General features: G+C 40.8%; 17 protein-coding genes and 2 riboswitches. Of the genes, 13 read left to right on the top strand and 4 right to left on the bottom strand.

Annotation, left to right across the window (positions count from 1 at the left end; all coding sequences use genetic code 11):
• Positions 1-10: 10 nt before the first annotated feature.
• The gene (locus ACWPKD_RS04220; protein ID WP_455411436.1) at positions 11-991 is read left to right on the top strand and encodes a Na/Pi cotransporter family protein; all 981 of its coding nucleotides are present in this window, start codon (positions 11-13) and stop codon (positions 989-991) included.
• Here ACWPKD_RS04220 and ACWPKD_RS04215 read toward each other — a convergent pair whose 3' ends face one another.
• Genes ACWPKD_RS04215 through ACWPKD_RS04200 form a run of 4 tightly spaced genes read right to left on the bottom strand, consistent with a single transcriptional unit; the run spans position 992 to position 4,783 of the window.
• The gene (locus ACWPKD_RS04215) at positions 992-1,762 is read right to left on the bottom strand and encodes a dienelactone hydrolase family protein (protein ID WP_455411435.1); all 771 of its coding nucleotides are present in this window, start codon (positions 1,760-1,762) and stop codon (positions 992-994) included.
• Positions 1,763-1,814: 52 nt separating this feature from the next.
• The gene (locus tag ACWPKD_RS04210; protein ID WP_455411434.1) at positions 1,815-2,594 is read right to left on the bottom strand and encodes an ABC transporter ATP-binding protein; all 780 of its coding nucleotides are present in this window, start codon (positions 2,592-2,594) and stop codon (positions 1,815-1,817) included.
• Positions 2,595-2,607: 13 nt separating this feature from the next.
• Positions 2,608-3,639, bottom strand: a complete 1,032-nt coding sequence (locus ACWPKD_RS04205; protein WP_455411433.1) for an iron chelate uptake ABC transporter family permease subunit — start codon at positions 3,637-3,639, stop codon at positions 2,608-2,610.
• A gap of 1 nt (position 3,640) precedes the next feature.
• Positions 3,641-4,783 (bottom strand): ABC transporter substrate-binding protein, encoded by a 1,143-nt coding sequence (locus ACWPKD_RS04200; RefSeq protein WP_455411432.1) that lies wholly within the window; start codon positions 4,781-4,783, stop codon positions 3,641-3,643.
• Between the two features lie 94 nt (positions 4,784-4,877).
• Here ACWPKD_RS04200 and ACWPKD_RS04195 point away from each other — a divergent pair, with 94 nt between their 5' ends.
• The 12 genes from ACWPKD_RS04195 (at position 4,878) to ACWPKD_RS04140 (ending at position 18,344) form a co-directional block, all read left to right on the top strand.
• Positions 4,878-5,240: a DUF5522 domain-containing protein gene (locus tag ACWPKD_RS04195; protein ID WP_455411431.1), complete on the top strand. Its 363-nt coding sequence runs from the start codon at positions 4,878-4,880 to the stop codon at positions 5,238-5,240.
• A gap of 87 nt (positions 5,241-5,327) precedes the next feature.
• Complete coding sequence (cobU, locus tag ACWPKD_RS04190; RefSeq protein WP_455411430.1) at positions 5,328-5,843, top strand: bifunctional adenosylcobinamide kinase/adenosylcobinamide-phosphate guanylyltransferase; 516 nt, start codon at positions 5,328-5,330, stop codon at positions 5,841-5,843.
• Entirely contained in the window at positions 5,840-6,484 is a 645-nt protein-coding gene (locus tag ACWPKD_RS04185) for a Dph6-related ATP pyrophosphatase (RefSeq protein ID WP_455411429.1), read from the top strand. Before cobU ends, ACWPKD_RS04185 begins: the two co-directional genes overlap by 4 nt.
• Before the next feature lie 17 nt (positions 6,485-6,501).
• A complete protein-coding gene (gene cobT / locus ACWPKD_RS04180; RefSeq protein WP_455411428.1) occupies positions 6,502-8,184 on the top strand; it encodes a nicotinate-nucleotide--dimethylbenzimidazole phosphoribosyltransferase in 1,683 nt (560 codons plus the stop codon).
• Between the two features lie 28 nt (positions 8,185-8,212).
• Complete coding sequence (locus ACWPKD_RS04175; protein ID WP_455411427.1) at positions 8,213-9,010, top strand: adenosylcobinamide-GDP ribazoletransferase; 798 nt, start codon at positions 8,213-8,215, stop codon at positions 9,008-9,010.
• The gene (gene cobC / locus ACWPKD_RS04170) at positions 8,995-9,516 is read left to right on the top strand and encodes an alpha-ribazole phosphatase (protein WP_455411426.1); all 522 of its coding nucleotides are present in this window, start codon (positions 8,995-8,997) and stop codon (positions 9,514-9,516) included. Before ACWPKD_RS04175 ends, cobC begins: the two co-directional genes overlap by 16 nt.
• 111 nt (positions 9,517-9,627) lie before the next feature.
• Positions 9,628-9,833: riboswitch (cobalamin riboswitch) on the top strand.
• Between the two features lie 27 nt (positions 9,834-9,860).
• Positions 9,861-11,699 carry a TonB-dependent receptor plug domain-containing protein gene (locus ACWPKD_RS04165; protein ID WP_455411425.1) on the top strand — a complete coding sequence of 613 codons (1,839 nt, stop codon included), beginning with the start codon at positions 9,861-9,863 and terminating at the stop codon, positions 11,697-11,699.
• Entirely contained in the window at positions 11,696-12,760 is a 1,065-nt protein-coding gene (locus ACWPKD_RS04160; RefSeq protein ID WP_455411424.1) for a DUF5074 domain-containing protein, read from the top strand. Before ACWPKD_RS04165 ends, ACWPKD_RS04160 begins: the two co-directional genes overlap by 4 nt.
• 25 nt (positions 12,761-12,785) lie before the next feature.
• Positions 12,786-14,075, top strand: coding sequence for a T9SS type A sorting domain-containing protein (locus tag ACWPKD_RS04155; RefSeq protein ID WP_455411423.1), 1,290 nt, complete (start codon positions 12,786-12,788; stop codon positions 14,073-14,075).
• 6 nt (positions 14,076-14,081) lie between these two features.
• On the top strand, positions 14,082-15,050 hold the full coding sequence (locus ACWPKD_RS04150; protein WP_455411422.1) for a T9SS type A sorting domain-containing protein: 969 nt from the start codon (positions 14,082-14,084) through the stop codon (positions 15,048-15,050).
• A 6-nt stretch (positions 15,051-15,056) separates the two neighbouring features.
• Positions 15,057-16,046 (top strand): T9SS type A sorting domain-containing protein, encoded by a 990-nt coding sequence (locus ACWPKD_RS04145; protein ID WP_455411421.1) that lies wholly within the window; start codon positions 15,057-15,059, stop codon positions 16,044-16,046.
• A 110-nt stretch (positions 16,047-16,156) separates the two neighbouring features.
• A riboswitch (cobalamin riboswitch) is annotated at positions 16,157-16,350 on the top strand.
• A 77-nt stretch (positions 16,351-16,427) separates the two neighbouring features.
• On the top strand, positions 16,428-18,344 hold the full coding sequence (locus ACWPKD_RS04140; RefSeq protein ID WP_455411420.1) for a TonB-dependent receptor plug domain-containing protein: 1,917 nt from the start codon (positions 16,428-16,430) through the stop codon (positions 18,342-18,344).
• Positions 18,345-18,422: the final 78 nt, after the last annotated feature.

The raw sequence follows: 18,422 nt of genomic DNA, 5'->3' as shown, positions 1-18,422 counted from the left end.
ATTGGAAGCCATGAGCGAGATCGTTTTAACACTGCTCGGAGGTTTGGTCCTCTTCCTGTACGCGGTAACCAGTCTTTCTGATGTTATTCGGAAAGTTACGTCCAAAAAACCAAAAAAATGGCTGTTGCATTTCACCAAAAATACTTTTACCGCCATACTTACCGGTACCATAATTACGATTCTTCTGGATTCCTCTTCCGTTGTAATCATTATCACAATTGTTTTGGTGAATTCCGGATTGCTTACTTTCAGGCAGGCGATGGGGATTGTGATGGGGGCCAATATCGGAACGACCATCAGCAGTCAGATTATCGCGCTGGATGTTGCTAAATATTCACCCATTTTACTGATTATAGGGATGGCGGTTCTGCTGATCACTTCAAAAGAACATATTAAACGATATGGCCAGCTGTTCATTTATTTCGGAATGCTGTTCTTTGGGCTGTTCATCATGGAGAATGCCATTTCACCTTTAAAACAGGATCCGGTATTTCATCAGTGGATGCAAAAAATGGACAATCCGATAACTGGATCGATAACGGGAGCTCTTGTTACTCTAATCATACAGTCGTCATCGGCTACGGTGGGTATGGCGATACTTTTGGTGAAAAAAGGAGCGATTAGTCTAGTGGGTGGTATTGCCATTATGCTGGGTGCCGAACTTGGAACCTGTAGTGATACCTTACTCGCTACTATTCGCGGTAACCGACAAGGCATTAAAACCGGGCTATTTCACCTGATTTTTAACTTCACCTCGATTGTCATCTGCTTGCTGCTTTTTATGCCTTTCGTGTATTTTGTGGAATGGATGAGCGGTGAATCCACATTGGAACAGATGCTTGCCAACGCACATTTCCTCTTTAATTTTTTAGGTGTAATAGTATTTGTTTGGTTTTTACCCGCTTTTGAAAAATTCCTCAACAAGATTTTACCTGAAAAAATCACGCATAACCATGAAATGCCATCAAAACTGCCTGAATTGGATGAATAATTAAAACAATTCTTTAAAGAAGCTTAACATGGCTTTCCAGGAACGTTTATCCGCTTTTTCATTGTAAGCGACACCTTTGGATTTGTCCGAACCAGCATCTTTGTGGGTAAAGGCATGAACGGCATCAGCATAATAAATCATTTGCCAATCTGCTTTGGCGGTGCGCATTTCGTCCTGAAAAGCCTTTATTTCAGTATCCGGAACAAAGAAATCGTCTGCCCCGTGAAGCACCAGCACTTTTGGAACAATGTTTTCAGTTGGTCTTGCGGCATCCTTTCCTAAACCACCGTGAAAAGAAACCACACCTTTTACCGGTAAGTTCATCCTTGCCGCTTCCAAAGCACCGCTTCCGCCGAAACAATACCCGATTACGGCAATTTCATTCTTATTCGCCCCGGATTTGATTAGTTCGTCCAACGCCAGTTGTATGCGTTTTTGATAATCAGCGTAATTCTTTTTGAAGTGGCCTGCCATTTTTCCGGCTTCCTGAGCATTTGTCGGTCGTTTGTCGGTTCCGTAGATATCGGCCACAAAAGTATAATAACCCAATTTGGAAAGTTCCGCGGCGCTTTCTTTTGAATGGGTATCAATCCCCATCCAGGCCGGCAGAATCAACACACCTGCTTTTTTAGGATTTGCTTTGGCGGGTTTTCCTGAAAAACCTTCAAGTTTTTGACTGCCATCAGCGTATGGAACGGCTTTCAACTGTGCTTGTGTAGTCATAATTGATGTAATTAGTACTGCCAGGGTAAGAAAAGAATTTGCTTTCATGACTTCCTTTTTTGAAAGGATAAAGTTACGAAATACGGCCGTAAAAATGGTTTTACCGAACGATAAATTTCCCTTTTTCCGGATCGAAAAAGATGTGGTCGTCTTTGAAAATCGTGTTGAAAGTACCGTCGGAAATCAGGTTACAAGGCTCGTTCTGAACTACTTTTCCTTCTGTCATCACAATCATTTCGTGACTTAACTGAATGGCCAAATCGACATCGTGGGTGGAAAACAAGATGCATTTCCCGGTTTCGTGACTTAGTTTTTTCAGAAGTTTGAAAAGTGCCACTTTATGCACCAGATCCAAATGTGTGGTAGGTTCGTCAAGAATGATTAGCGGCGTGTCTTGGGCTAAGGCTCGGGCCACTAAAACATTCTGCAATTGTCCGTCGCTTATTTCGTAGTGTTTTTTATGGATCAGATGCGAAATTTGCGTCAGTTCGATGGCTTCTTGGATTTTTTCGCGGTCCGTTTCGGTTAAAGTGCCAATCCAGTTGGTGTAGGGTTGTCTTCCTAAAGCGATGAGTTCAAAAACTGTCAGATTGCTTGGCGGTAGCTTTTCGGTTAATACCACACTCAGGTTTTGTGCTAATTGCAATGGTTCGTAGGCGGCTATTTCTTTTCCGTTCAGAAAAACTTTTCCTTCCAGCGGCTGTTGGATTCCGGTTATGGTTCGTAATAAGGTCGATTTTCCGATACCGTTGGCGCCAATCAGTGCAATCAGTTTTCCTGCGGGCAGTTCCAGGTTTAAATTTTGAGCAATCACCGATTTACCGTTCTTTGAGGTATAGCCGGTAGTCAGGTTTTCGGTATGTAGTATGCTTTTTTTCATCGGAACAGGAAACTTAATTCATCATTTTTCGTTTTCGGACTAACAGCCAAACCACTACCGGGGCGCCAATAATCGAAGTTATGGCATTAATCGGTAAGGTTACTTCCATGCCTGGCATTTGGGAAACCACATCACAGATCAGCATTACCGAAGCGCCCAAAAGCAGTGTGCTCCAATACAAAACGGTATGGTTGCTGGTCTGAAACAATAATTTTGCAATGTGTGGCATCGCTAAACCTATGAAGGCAATCGGTCCGGCAAAAGCAGTTATGCTTCCGGTTAAGATACTCGTGGTAATTAAAATCGTCAAACGCGTTCTTTTGAAATTCAATCCTAAACTTCTCGCGTAATTTTCACCTAAAAGTAACGTGTTTAATGGTTTTACGTTGACTAAACTGAACAGCAACCCCATCAGCACACAAACCGATAAAAGCAGTATGGAGCTCCAGGACAAATTGCCAAGATTCCCCATCGACCAGAACGTGAATTTCTGAAGCTGTTCCGCCGAACTGAAATACGTCAGGATGTTCACAAAAGCATTGGTAAAACTACTGAACATCAGACCGACTATCAATATTGCCATGGTATCCCTTAATTGTTGTGACACCAAAAGCACGGCTATCAAAACCATAAAACTTCCAAAAGTCGATGCTAAAACCAAACCGTAAGGCGACAATAAAACCGAACTTAAAAAAGGCGGTAAAAAACCCGCGCCTAATATTACAAAGGCCACACTCAAACTTGCTCCGGAACTTAGGCCGAGCACATCCGGTCCGGCAAGCGGATTTCGGAACAACGTCTGCATTAAAAGCCCGCCGATCGAAAGTCCCATGCCTACCAAAATGGCTGTAATGGCTTTGGGCAAACGATAATTGATGATGATGTATTCCCAGGTGGATTTACTGGCCTGGCCGCCACTAAGGCTGTTGAAAACTTCCTTGAAAGGGATAGTCACGGAACCGAAGCTGATGTTTACCAGCAACAGTACCCCCAAGGCCAATCCAAGGAGCAGGAATAAAATCGTATTTCGTTTGGTGTTCGCCAATTTATTTAAGTTTTACCGCAAAGGTAAGTTGGTAGTTCGGTAAAAGTTCCGGGTGAAATATTTTTACATAATCCTTTAAGACTAAATCCGGACGGCTTGGCCCTAATTCATAGTAAACCGTTCCGCCGGTAGCCCCTAATTTTGCTTCAAAGGTATAAACGTTTTTGTTTTTAAAGGCTTTAAACTGACTGTAATGCGGGTTGCTTTCTTCCAGTTCTGCTAACGTTTGGAAGGTTCCAGCGGCAATCCAGCAATCTGCATTTTTGGCTTTGTCCAGCACATCTTCGAAGGATAAACCTAAACTTCCGGTGCCTTCCACATCTTTCCAAAGGTAATTTGCCTTTGCATCTTTTAAAAACTGGGCCACCCAACTGTTTCCTTTGGCTACGAACCACTGTTCCTGGTACATGTTTCCGTAAAGAACGGTAGCTTCTGTCTTGGTTGTTTTAACCGATTCTAAAGCGTGTTGGTAGTTTTTTACAATATTGTTGAATAATTTTTCAGCCTCTTTTTCTTTGCCGAATAAAGCTGCATATAATTTTATCCATTCTGCTTTTCCCAATGGGGACTGTTCCATCCAATCGCCCTGTATCATTACTTTCAGTCCGCTTTTTTCAAGGTTCTGAATCATCGGGTTGTTGTTGTCTACCCCAAAAGTGACAATTAACTCTGGCGCCAATTCGATCAGTTTTTCCATGTTCAGGCGTTCGTTTTGCCCAACATTTTTTACCTGCCCCTGATGGATTAAAGCCCTTGTTTTTTCAGAGGAGATATAATCGGTGTGTGGGAATCCGACCAATTTGTTTTCCACGCCTAACATTTCAAGAAACGGAATATTCGTAGTTGAAGTGACCACTATGGATTTCAGGGGAACGGGTATGATCGTGTGTTTTTGTAAGCTGTCCGGAATTACGGCGTTTTTTTCCTGTAAGATATAGGTGAAATCTTTATCGGCATTTGGCCACGGATCGGTAACCTTAACAATGGAATAGCCTTTGTATTTGAAGATGCTTAAGCCGCTGGCATATTGTATTTCGTTTTCAACTACAGCTTTTTGGGTTGTGGAAACGGCTTCGTTTTTTTTGCATCCGATGAGTGTCAGCAATGCGGAAAAAAGAAGGAATTTGTAAAAAGAATATTTCATTGTGTTGTTTTTCATCGACGCAAAGGTATAAGAATTTGCAAAAAAATACTGCAAACTATAAAATCTGAAAAAGCACAAATAGTATCTTTACGGCATGAATGCCATCAGAGAAAAAAAATGTTCGACCTGTGGAACCCCATTTAATTGTGGGGATGCCTTAACCGGAAATAAATGTTGGTGCAATGATTATCCGCCGATTTTTGCTCCGACCGATGTAGTGGATTGTTTGTGCCCGTCTTGTTTTAAAACCGCCTGTTCGGTAAAAATTGACGAATATGTTGCCACGATAACACCGGAAAATGCAACGGCGAACAGAGCAAAAGACTTACCCGAAACCATGAGCCTGATCGAGGGCATCGATTATTATGTCGAAGAAGGAAACTGTGTTTTCAAACCCTGGTACCATCTCAAAAGAGGGTATTGTTGCGGAAAGGAGTGCAGGCATTGTCCGTATTAAGAGAATAGAGCAAAGAACAAGAACAAAGAGAATAGAATAAAGAATATTGCTTACAGCCTATGGCTTATAACTTAAAGCATAAAAAAAATGATTTATCTGATAACAGGAGGGGAGCGCTCCGGAAAAAGTAGTTACGCTCAGAATCTGGCGATGGAACTTTCCCAAACGCCTATGTATGTGGCAACGGCCAGAAAATGGGATGGTGACTTTCAGAAACGCATCGACCGCCATCAAAGTGAAAGGGATCAGCGTTGGATCAATGTTGAAAAGGAAAAATTCCTGAGTGAAATCGATTTCACCGGAAAAGTGGCCATCGTGGACTGTGTAACGCTTTGGCTGACGAATTTTTTTGTTGATACCAAAAATGATGTCGCACTAAGTCTGGAACAGGCAAAAGCCGAATTTGATAAAATAGCGGCTCAGAAAGAGGTAACCATCATCATTATTACCAATGAGATTGGGATGGGCGTGCATGCGGAAACCCATATCGGACGTAAATTCACCGAGTTGCAAGGCTGGATGAACCAGTATCTAGGAAAAAATGCCGATGAAGTTGTTTTTATGGTATCCGGTATTCCGATGAAAATAAAAGAGAAAAAATGAATACAGTGATTTCCTGGAGTGGAGGAAAAGACAGTTGCTATGCCATGATGAAGGCTGTCGCTGACGGACTTACCCCCAAAGTAGCCTTGAACATGATGAACGAAAATGGTAAAGTATCGCGTTCGCACGGTCTGCCATTGGTTATTTTGAAGCAACAGGCTCAAAAAATGCAACTCCCGTTAGAAGCGGTGCCGGCAACCTGGGGCGATTATGAAGCTGAATTCATCAAAACACTGAACTATTTAAAAGCTGAGTTTAATCTGGATGCTGCCGTTTTTGGCGATATCGATTTACAGCCGCACAGAGATTGGGAAGAGAAAGTGTGTGATGCCTCATCATTACGGGCTGTTTTACCGCTTTGGCAACAGGACCGGCTTACTTTGGTCCACGAAATGATCGATGCCGGTATTGAAACCATGATCGTATCGTGCAATACACAAATGGGTGAAAGCTATCTTGGAAAAATTCTAACCAAAGAACTAGCCCAGGAACTGGAATCGAAAGGTATTGATGCCTGCGGAGAAAACGGAGAATTTCATACCTTGGTGGTGAATTGCCCTTTGTTTTCAGAACGCATAAAATTACCGGAATACACAACCAAAACCTATAACGACTATTGTTTTGTCGTTTGGGACGAATAATTTGAAATACTTTTAAGATGACCGATTTATATGAAATTTTGAAATCCCGCCGCGACACCCGTCATTTTACAACGGATGCTGTCCCGGATGCGGTTATTGAGAAAGCGTTACAGGCAGGTCATCTGGCACCTTCCGTAGGATTGACGGACGCCACAAAATATTATCTGGTTACTTCGTCAGAAGTAAAGAGAGCGGTTAAAGAACTTTTTCTGGAATACGATGCAAAAGCCGCCTCATTAACCGATGATGAAAAGCAGAAAACCCAATACAAAAACCTGAAACTGGAAGCTATTGAGGAAGCGCCGCTGGGATTGGTTATCTGTTACGACCGTTCGGTTTTGAACCATTTTACCATCGGAACTGTCGGGAGTAATGAAGCGATAAAGTTCAGTGCTGTTTGTGCTGCGCAGAATATTTGGCTGTCACTTACCGAGCAAGGCTATTCCATGGGTTGGGTTTCCATTTTGAATTATTATCAGTTTAAGAAACTTATCGGATTGCCCGAACATATCGAGCCGTTAGGGTATTTCTGTATCGGAAAACCGGCTACGAATTACGACAACCAGCCTATGCTGCAGCAACTGCATTGGAAACAAAAATCTGAAAAACCATTCGTTGCGGAAATCAATTCCATTCATCAGTTGGAAAACGATAAAGAAATACAACTGATAAAACCCGATGATGAGGTAACAGCAGTATTTCAATCGGCTTTGCAACACAAAATCGATAATAAAACCAAACCAACTGGGGCTTTAGGAGTTTTGGAACAGCTTGCCGGTCAAATCGGAACAGTTTTCAAAACCTTATCCCCGAAAATCATTCAGCCGAACATCGTTGTGTTTGCCGCCGATCATGGTATTGCGAATCACGGCGTTAGTGCTTATCCGCAGGATGTGACCCGGCAGATGGTTACCAATTTCCTTGACGGAGGAGCCGCCATCAATGTGTTTTGCCGCCAAAACGGAATTCAATTATCGATTGTTGATGCCGGTGTGAATTATGATTTTCAGCCGGTAGCCAATTTAATAGCTGCAAAAATCGACAGAGGAACCCAATCGTTTTTACACGGACCGGCCATGAGTCCGGACCAACTGCTGTTGTGTTTTGCCAAAGGAAGTGAAATCGTTTCCGCTATTGCCCAAAAAGGGAGCAACTGTATCGGTTTTGGTGAAATGGGCATTGGCAACACTTCCACGGCTTCTGTACTGATGAGTATTATTACCGGAATTCCTATTGAAGAATGCGTAGGGAAAGGAACCGGAGTGAACGACGAAAAGCTGAAATTCAAAATTGAAATTTTGCGAAAAGCAATTGATTCCTATAACGGTGAAGAGGATCTGGAAAGTAAATTGGCTTATTTCGGCGGTTTTGAAATTCTGCAGATGGCAGGCGGAATGCTCGAAGCTTATAAAAACAACATGCTTATTTTGGTGGACGGATTTATTTGTAGCGTCGCCTTTCTGATTGCCTCAAAGAAGAATCCGGAGATTTGCAACAATGCGGTTTTCAGTCATTTGTCTGCAGAACAGGCACATAGTAAACTGCTTAATTACCTGAATGCAAAAGCAATTTTGCAACTCGATTTACGATTAGGCGAAGGAACAGGTTGTGCAGTTGTGTTTCCTATTTTACAATCCGCAGTTGCCTTTTTGAATGAGATGGCAAGTTTTGAAAGTGCGGGGGTTAGTAATAGAGAATAGAAGTAAGAGCAAAGAATAAAGAAGTAAGATGAAAAAAGAACTTGATATATTTTTTACGGCTTTGATGTTTTACACGCGTATTCCGTGTCCTAAGAATATCACGCACGATCCGGAATATTTGAACAAGGCCACGCGCTATTTTCCTATTGTGGGATGGATAGTGGGTTTGATTACCTTTTTGGTTTTTTACGGTGCGACATTCATTTTTTCTTCCGGAGTAGCTGTTGTGCTGGGTATTATCGCGGGCATTTTGGTAACCGGGGCTTTTCACGAAGATGGTTTCGCTGATGTATGCGACGGTTTTGGCGGAGGCTGGACCAAAGAGAAAATCCTGATGATCATGAAGGACAGTGCCATTGGAGCATACGGTGCCATTGGTTTGGTGTTGTTGTTCGGGCTTAAATTTATGATGCTTCAGGAGCTGTTTGCGTTTCCTTTTAAAATCAGTTTTCTTACTTGGGAAATTGTTTTATTACTGTTTGTAGCGGCACATTCCATTAGTCGTCTGGCTGCTATTTCCATAGTGTTTACACATCAGTATTCCAGAGAGGATGCTTCGAGTAAAAGTAAACCGATTGCACAACAATTTACATGGGTAGAAGTGGCTGGTGCATTAGTTTTTGGATTGTTGCCTTTACTGGTGCTTGCTTATTTTCAATGGGAAATGATTTTAATTGTACTTCCCGTTTTTGCGACCCGTTTTTTTATGGCGCGTTATTTTCAGAAATGGATTGACGGTTATACGGGAGATTGTTTGGGCGCTGTGCAACAGGTTTGTGAAATCGTTTTTTATATGTCGGTAGTAGCGTTATGGAAATTTATTTAGTACGTCATACTGAGACGAATTGTGATAAGGGAATTTGTTACGGTCAGGCCGATGTGGGCTTGAAATTCCCATATGAATCAGAATTTGAAGCCATCCAAAAACAACTTCCTCCCGATGCTTTGTTTTATTCCAGCCCCTTGCAACGTTGTACGATTTTGGCAGATTATTTATCGAACTCCAATTATCGAACAGATGCCCGTTTAATGGAAATGGATTTCGGCAATTGGGAACTTCAAAGATGGGACGATATTTCCCAGGAAGAACTTACACCTTGGATGAAAGATTTTGTAAACGTAAAAGTGCCCAATGGTGAATCCTTTGTGGAACTGCATAACAGAATCTTTTCTTTTATAAAGCAACAATTACTGCCTTCTAAAACACCTATTGTCGTAGTTGCTCACGCTGGACCAATCAGAAGTTTTCTTTGCCATCAGACCAAGCTGCCTTTAAAAGAAGCCTTTTCGAACAAAGTGGAATTTGGCCAGGTTGTCAAAATCATTATTTAAATACTTCACAGACTATATTTTCTGCAATTCTTTTATAAGCAAGAATAGACGATTTTGACGTTTTTAATAAAAAATTTTCAATAAGAATTGTATTACATTGAAAAAACGTTAATTTTGCTCTCGAATTTTGGTTGTTGTTTAGCGATTTGTTAAACAGCATTAAAAGGGAATCAGGTGAAATACCTGAGCTGTACCCGCAACTGTAAGCTATCAAGCTTGTTATTATCTGCATAACCACTGTCTCGTTGCAAACAACGAGATGGGAAGGTGAATAACAAGACGCAAGCCAGGAGACCTGCCTTATTCATTATAAATTAAAAATCTTCGGGAAAAAAGATTTAGAAATGATCAGGAAAAATCTCTTTACGGTTTTAATGCCCTTGTTGTGCTGTATTGTATATGCGCAGCAAAAACCAGTTCATAAACTTGATGAGCTCATAATTGCTGACGCGCAACTTAAAAAGTTTTCCGAAACACAATCCTTGCAAGTGCTGAATGATTCGGTTTTAAGGAAAAGTCAGCCGCTGTTAACCCAATTACTTGCTTACAATACCTCAATTTATTTTAAAGAATATGGCTTGGGGATGATTTCATCTCCTTCGTTCAGAGGTACAACCAGTTCGCAGACCGCAGTGGTTTGGAACGGAATCAATATCAATTCCCAGCTTTCAGGCCAAACCGATTTTAATACACTCAATGCTTCTGATTTCAGTTCAATACAAGTGAGGGCAGGCGGAGGAAGCGTGATTTACGGAAGTAGCGCCATTGGGGGAAGCATTCATCTCAATAATGATTTCTTTTTTAAAGACACTTTTCAAAATAGGCTGCGTTTGGAGTATGGTAGTTTTTCAACCAGCCTTGCTAATTATTCTTTGAAAGCTGCATCGGAGAAAATCTACTGTGGTTTTACCATCACCCGTTTTGATTCTGAAAATGATTATGAAATACCGGATTCGGAAAGGAAAAATTTAAATGGAGCTTTCTATAATACCAGTTCAAATCTAACTTTTGGGTATAAGATCAACGCTGTTAACACACTAAAATTTTACAGCTATCTATTCGAAGGTGAACGACACCTGTCTTTGATTTATCCAACGGAAACGCCAACAAAATACAATAATCTCAATCTTCGCAACCTTTTGGAATGGAATGTGGTTTCAGGAAAATTCAATTCAAAAGTTAAACTGGCCCTACTAAATGAGAAATACAAATATTATCCCAATATAAAGAATGAGCAGTTTACCTATGGACAAGTTGAAACGGCAATGATCAAATATGATTTGCTGTACGATTTGGCAACGGATATGAAACTGAATGTTGTAGCGGATTTTACCCAAAACAAAGGGAAAGGTTCTGATATAGAAAGCAAAAGCCGCCAGATAAGTTCTTTTAATGCAATGTTTAGTCATAAAGTTAAGCGGTTTTTGTACGAAATCGCCGTGAGACAGGAAATCACTACAAATTACAGTAGCCCGTTTTTGTATTCCGGCGGGATGAAATACCGTTTTTCAGATTTTTATACCTCGCGGTTGAACGCTTCCAAAAATTTCAGGATTCCTTCTTTTGATGATTTGTATTGGATGAATGGAGGTAACCCAAACCTACAACCCGAAACCTCAAAACAACTGGAATGGGGGAATGACTTTACTTTAAAAAAAATGTCGTTTGAACTCGTAGGCTTTTATAATGATATCAGCAACATGATCCGTTGGCTTCCGGCAGGTCAGCTATGGACACCGGTTAATATCGATAAGGTGAAATCGTATGGAATAGAAGCCAAACTGAACGGGAAATTAAAAATAGGAGAACATCTTTTTAGCTGTTTCGGAACCTACGCGTACACGGTTTCTGAAAACAAGGAAATCCAAAAACAACTCATTTACGTGCCTTATCACAAGGCAACGCTTTCCCTCGGTTACCATTTTAGAAAACTGTCGGCTTTCGGGCAGCATATGTTTGTAGACGAGGTGTTTACGCGTTCCGATAATAATCCACGGTACAATCTTGAGGCGTATTGGGTCTCAAATTTTGGCTTGGATTATGATTTTGGAAAAAAGAACAGCTATAAAATCGGGCTCAAAATGCAGAATGTCCAGAATGTAAAGTATGAAAGTGTGGAAGGCCGTTTCATGCCCGGCAGAAATTTCACTGTATATGCAATCCTAAATCTTAATGAATCATGAAATCAACATGGAAATTGTTTTTAACTGCGACTCTGGTTTCAGTTTTTTTAGCATCCTGTAACAAGGACGATACTTTTGAAAAGGCCCCGTTAGGCGATTACGAAAACGGCTTTTTTGTGCTTAATGAAGGGAACAGTAACCCTTCGACCGCATCGGTAACTTTTATAAGAAATGACGGAGCGGTGGAACAGGATGTTTTCGGGAATGTCAATCCTGATGAATTGGGTATGGGAAGCTATTTACAATCCATGTTTTTTGTGGAAGATAAGGCTTTTATCATATCGGGCTCTGCCAATAAAATTACAGTAGTGAATCGCTTTACTTTTAAATACCTGACTTCAATTACCACGGATTTGGAAAACCCGAGATATGGCGCTTTGGTGAACGGCAAGGTTTACATTACCAACGCTGCTGATTTTTCAAGCAGTACAGATGATTTTCTTACGGTTGTGAATCTGGAAAACTATTCGACGTCAACCATTGCTCTTGCAAACTGGTCTGAAAAAGTATTGGAGTACAATGGTAAATTATACATCGCCAACGGTTGTTTTGGGAACGGTAATACTGTTACGGTTTTTAATACGGTTACCGGAACTGCAGAAGAAGTTATTGCTTTAGGAGGGACAAATTCTCCCAATTCGATGGAAGTGAAAGACGGGGTTTTATACGTTTTGACTTCTGATAGTTCAAGTGCCGGTGCAATTTTCAGGATCAATCTGAGCAACAATCAAATTGCTTCTTCGGTCTCTGTTCCGTCTGAAATTGACAATCCGAAACAATTGGATATTGAAAATAACCAGCTCTTTTTCACGTCCGGAACTTCTGTTTACAGTGCCGGTTTAAGCACTGTATCAATCAGTACAACACCAATAATGACGTACAATTCAACATCAGCTTGGGGGCAGATGTATGGGTTTGAAATCCATGAAGGTAAAATTTATATTGCTGATGGTGGGGATTTTGCTTCCGATAGCGCCGTATATCAATACTCTATGACAGGCGCCTTGCTGGATACTTATGCTGTAGGAGTTGGTCCCAATGGCTTTTACTTCCAATATTAATATGAAACTTTTTTAATTCACATAAATGATGAACAAATACTTTTTTTTAGTTACACTTTTTGTTTTCGGCCTTAAAGGATGGTCACAGGCTTATCTTGATGGGATTTTTGTCCTTAACGAAGGAAATATGGGGAGCAATGCAGCTTCTGTGAGTTTTATCAATCAGAACAATCAGGTCGTGGATAATATTTACGGTGCAAGAAACAATAACAGTCCCTTGGGGGATGTTGGGCAAAGTATCGGATTTCACGAAAACATCGCCATGGTCGTATTGAATTTTTCAAATGCCGTCAAAGTAGTTAACCGTGAAACCTTTGTTGCGGAAGCCACAATAAATACAGGCCTGACTAATCCCCGCTATGTAGCTTTCTACAACAATAAAGCTTATGTAACGTGTTGGGGCGATGGCTATGTTACTACAGATGATTATCTGGCGGTAATTAATTTAGGAACCTATCAGATAGAAAGCACTATTCCAATGCCGGAAGGTGTGGAAAGAATTGCAGAAATTAACGGTAAACTTTATGTGGCTCATGCAGGCGGTTACGGTTACGGAACAACGGTTTCAGTTGTTAATCCTTTGACTTCAACAATAGTGGCAACAATCACGGTTGGCGATGTGCCTAATTCGATGCTTGTAAAAGATAATTATCTGTATGTACTGTCAGGAGGAATGCCGTCTTGGAGTTCAAATGGAGAAACCTCTGGAAAATTGTCCAAAGTCGATTTGGGAACCAATACCGTTGTTTCGGAGTTAGTCTTTTCAGGAGTTCAGCATCCGTTGAACCTAAATGCAGATGCCGATTACCTGTATTATACCATTGATGCAAATGTTTACAGAATGTCTTTTTCAGATGCGGGATTGCCAACTGCTGCTTTTATCGCTACCCCTGTTACGGATTTTCTTGGGATTTATGGAATGGACATAATCGACAACAAAATTTACATAGCGGATCCAAACGGATTTGCGGCCAATGGATTTGCCTATGTTTATTCCAACGCCGGGACTTTGCTTACCACTCATACGGTTGGAAATATTCCAAACCACTTCTACAAATCGAATCAAAGTAACTTAAGTAATGAAAATAATCAGACGCTACAGTTTGCGGTTTATCCTAATCCTGCAACTGAAACGTTTTTTATTGCTACCGATAAAGAGGTAAATGTGACGGTTTACGATTTGACAGGTAAACTGGCGAAAAAGCAACCATACACCCTTTCAGGTATTAATGTGTCGGACTTGTCGAAAGGGATTTATCTGGTGGAAATTAGTCATGAAAACCAGAAACAGCTTCTGAAACTGGCCGTAAAATAAAGTGTAATGCAGAAGATGATTTCGTTATCGGCCGTCATGTTTTTATCGGTGCAACTTGTAGCGCAATCCTATGCACCTGCAGCCGGCTTGTCAGGTTCTACAGCGATCCATAAAAGTGATGCTTGTTTTGTCGGATGGGCGACTGCTGTGAGCATCGTAAGAGGTTATAAGAAAATTGCAGAGCCTGGTTTAGGTTTTGCAAGTGCCGGAGTAGCGGGGAATGCTGTAGGCTTTCCCTCGGGAGCTATAGTAAGCCTTGGAGATGGCGGGCAGGCAACGGTAACTTTTAACAAACCTATAATCGACGGCCCGGGCTTTGATTTTGCTGTTTTTGAAAACGGGAACACAGGTTATCTGGAATTGGGACTTGTAAAAGTAAGTTCGGATGGGGCTAACTTTTTCGGTTTTCCTGCACACAGTCAGACCCCAACCAATGCCCAAATAGGAACTTTCGGAACGCCCTCTGCTCCTTATCTGAACAATTTGGCTGGGAAATATGAAGGTACTTACGGAACACCTTTCGATTTGAGCGAAATGCCTAACCATCCGCTTTTAGACAAGCAAAACATCACACATGTGAAAATTATTGATGTAGTGGGAAGTGTTGAACCGGCTTATGCCACTTACGACAATTTCGGGAACGCCATAAACGATTCCTATCCTACGCCTTTTGATGCGGGTGGCTTTGATTTGCAAGCCGTGGGGGTTATTCATCAGCAGGTTTTAAGTACAAATGATTTCGAGCAGAATGGTTTTTTAATGTATCCAAATCCGTCAGATCAGCTTATTTTTTTTGATAAGCTTCCGGTTGATGCAGTTAGAATTTATGATTTGTCCGGCCGATTAATGAAAAGCATTGTCCAAAGCAATATACAGTCGGTTCAGGTTTCGGATTTGCCTGATGGTATTTATGTCGTCGAACTGCTTTCGGAACAAAAAATAAAAAGAGAAAAATTAATTATTAAACACAAATAACACATTATGAGAAAATTACTTTTACTTACAGTATGCTTAATTGCAGGAATGACTAATGCGCAATCGTATCCGCCACCTGCCGGACAATCCGGTTCCACGGCTATTCATTACACCAGCGGTTCTTTTGTGGCTTGGGCAACAGGCGCAACGGTAACAAGAGGAAAACAGGATATTTCCAACGGAAGCAGTGCCAATGCCAGTTTCGGGACAACAAGCGAGGCACTTGGTTCTCCTAACGGTAGTACCATGACAGTTGTGAGTCTTGGGGACGGCGGTTCTGCGGTGGTGACTTTCAATCAGCCTATTACTAATGGAACAGGCTATGATTTTGCCGTTTTTGAAAATAGTTTTTCTGATACCTTTTTGGAGTTGGCATTCGTTGAGGTAAGTTCGGATGGTACAAATTTTTTCAGATTCCCGGCACACAGTGAAACACAAACTTCGACCCAAATTGGCGGTTTCGGTGCTGTGGATTGCCGTTACCTTAACAATCTTGCCGGAAAATACAAATTGGGTTATGGAACGCCTTTCGATTTGTCAGATCTGGCGGATAACGCATTGTTGAATAAAAGTGCCATTACCCATGTGAAAATTATTGATGTGGTAGGCTCTATCAATGCATCTTATGCTACCTATGACAGTTACGGAAACAAAGTGAACGATCCGTTTACAACACCTTTTGCTTCAGGCGGATTCGATTTGGATGCTGTGGGCGTTATCAATCAGGGAAGTGCAAGAATGGCGTCACCGGCTGGGACGGCGGTACCCTTTGCTGTGGAATTCAAATTTTATCCAAACCCAGTAACGGATGTCGTTTATTTCAACTCAAATGCTCCTTTTTCTGCAAAACTTTACGATTTGACGGGTAGAGCAATCAAAGTTCTTCAAGAAGGAAATCACGAACAATTAGTTGTTACCGGTTTGCCTTCCGGAAATTATTTGCTTGAAGTAATCAGTGGTGAAGAAAAAATCATCAAAAACCTAATGATCAAGTAGTCTTTAAAAAAAATAGTATTTTACTTATAAAATATTTTGTTTTCAGAAATTTTCGTAACAGAATAATTAAAAAACAGGGGAAATTTGCATAATTCGCAATTGTAAGGTTATATTTGTACCCGTATTGAGGTTATGGACTCGTTTTTTTTTGCGAGCCATTTAAAAGGGAATTAGGTTCAAGACCTAAGCTGTACCCGCAACTGTAAGCTAGAAAGCTTGTTGTTAACTGCAAACCACTGTCACAAGACGGGAAGGTAGACAACAAGACGCAAGCCAGGAGACCTGCCTTTATGCATTGAGTATCGAACTTTCGGGAAAAAAAGTTTGGGTATGGGTAATTCTATGCTTTTCTCCCAGATTATTAAATTATTTTAAGCTAAAATGAACAAAAAAACGGTTCGCTTTGGTGCTCTTGCAGTATTGTTTGCAATGAATACCTATGCGCAGGAACAACAGTTGGTAACAAAATTGGATGAAATGGTAATTACCGATTCGAAATTTGAATTGCCAAAAGAAAAATCAGGAAAAGTAATCACTAAAATCACTGCAGAAGATCTAAAGAAAAAGCAAGGACAGTCCGTTGCGGCAGTATTGAGTACGGTAGCCGGTGTTGAAATCAACGGAAATCAGAGCCGTACCGGAAAAGATTTAGGACTTTACATCCGCGGAGGAAGAAATCATCAGGTTTTAATTTTAATTGACGGTGTGCCGGTAACGGATGCTTCCGGAATCAGTCTTTCTTACGATTTACGTTTATTGCCGGTTGAACAGATCGAAAGTATAGAGATCATGAAAGGCGCGTCAAGTACTTTGTACGGTTCAGGTGCAGCAACCGGAGTGATCAATATTACCTTGAAAAAAGCAGCTAAAAAGGATATCGCCGGAAATGCTTATATTAATATGGGGACTCATACGGTGGCCAGAAAATCTAACTACCGTCCTAAAGAATTCAATCAAGGGTTTTCCTTTAACGGAAACACAGAGAAATTCAACTATTACGCGGCCTTGAACAGCACGGAGAGTAAAGGTGTTTCAGAAGCAAAACCGTTCGATCCTAGTACAACTTTTGAAGACGATCGCTTTTCAAGAATTAATTCGATGGTTAAATTGGGCTTTACACCAACTAAAAAATTAGCTTTCGATGTATTTGCAAATTACGACCGTATGAAAAATGATTTTGACGGTGGTTCTTATGCAGATGACAGTGAGAACTTCAGTAAATCTGAGCAATACAGAATTGGTTTTTCTCCTAAATACAAATACAATAAAGGAGAGTTCGTGATCAATTCCGGAGCAAACATGATTGAAAGAGAAATCTTCTCTTACGGAACCATGTTCAACTACAAGTCAAGAAGTGTAAATGCGGATGTTTTTAATAAATATCAGGTAATGTCCCAATTGTTTGTGGTTACCGGAGGACAGTTCCAGTTTCACGAAATGTCGAACGAAAGCCCGTATGACAACATTCCGAACGAAGTGGCGAAATTCAACATGATCGATCCTTATGTTACTGGGGTTTATACTTCGGATTTCGGTTTGAACCTAAATGCCGGTGCGCGTTATAACATTCACAGTAAATATGGTAATAACCTGGTGTATAACATTAATCCTTCGTATAACTTTTCAAATTTACCTTTGAAGCTTTTGGCTTCGTACAGTACAGCTTTCGTTACGCCTAGTTTGTACCAGTTGTATTCTCCTTATGGTGATTTGGAATTAAGTCCTGAAAAAGATGCAACAGCTGAAGCAGGTTTTGAAGTGGCGTTACTTAAGAAAAAAATCACACTGAATGCCGTGGCTTTTCACAGAGAAGAAAAAGAAGCGATCGGGTTCGATTTGATTACGTATAAGTATTTCAATGTAGACGGGAAAAATATTGTAAAAGGAGTGGAGACTACGGCTTCGTATGCTTTGAATGACAATATTAAGTTTACTGCAAATTATACTTTTTCAGAACTTGAAAGACAGTCAAGAGTCCTTAATCCAAAGCACAAAGGGAATGCTTCGGTTGATTATCGTGCCTCATCCCGTTTAGGGTTTAATGTGTCGTATCAGTATGTTTCCGACAGAATTACTCAGTATACCGTTTATGATCCGGTTACCTGGGAAGGAATATTGGTTACAGAGAAATTGAGCGAGTATCAGTTATGGAATGCTAATATCCGTTACGAGTTGTTGAAAAACAGAATGAACATGTTTATGGCTGTAGACAATATTTTAGACAGAGATTTTGTGGAAGCAAGAGGATACAGCACCCGTGGAAGAAATTTCAAAGTAGGTCTGAACATACTTTTTTAATAGTAATTATATTTTTTCATGTATGTCAATCCCGATTCAAACGAGTCGGGATTTCCTTTTTAGGGAAAGTTTGAAAAA

Source organism: Flavobacterium pedocola, from assembly GCF_053764385.1.
The sequence above is the reverse complement of the archived record's forward strand: the minus strand, read 5'-3'. Positions and strand labels throughout refer to the sequence as shown.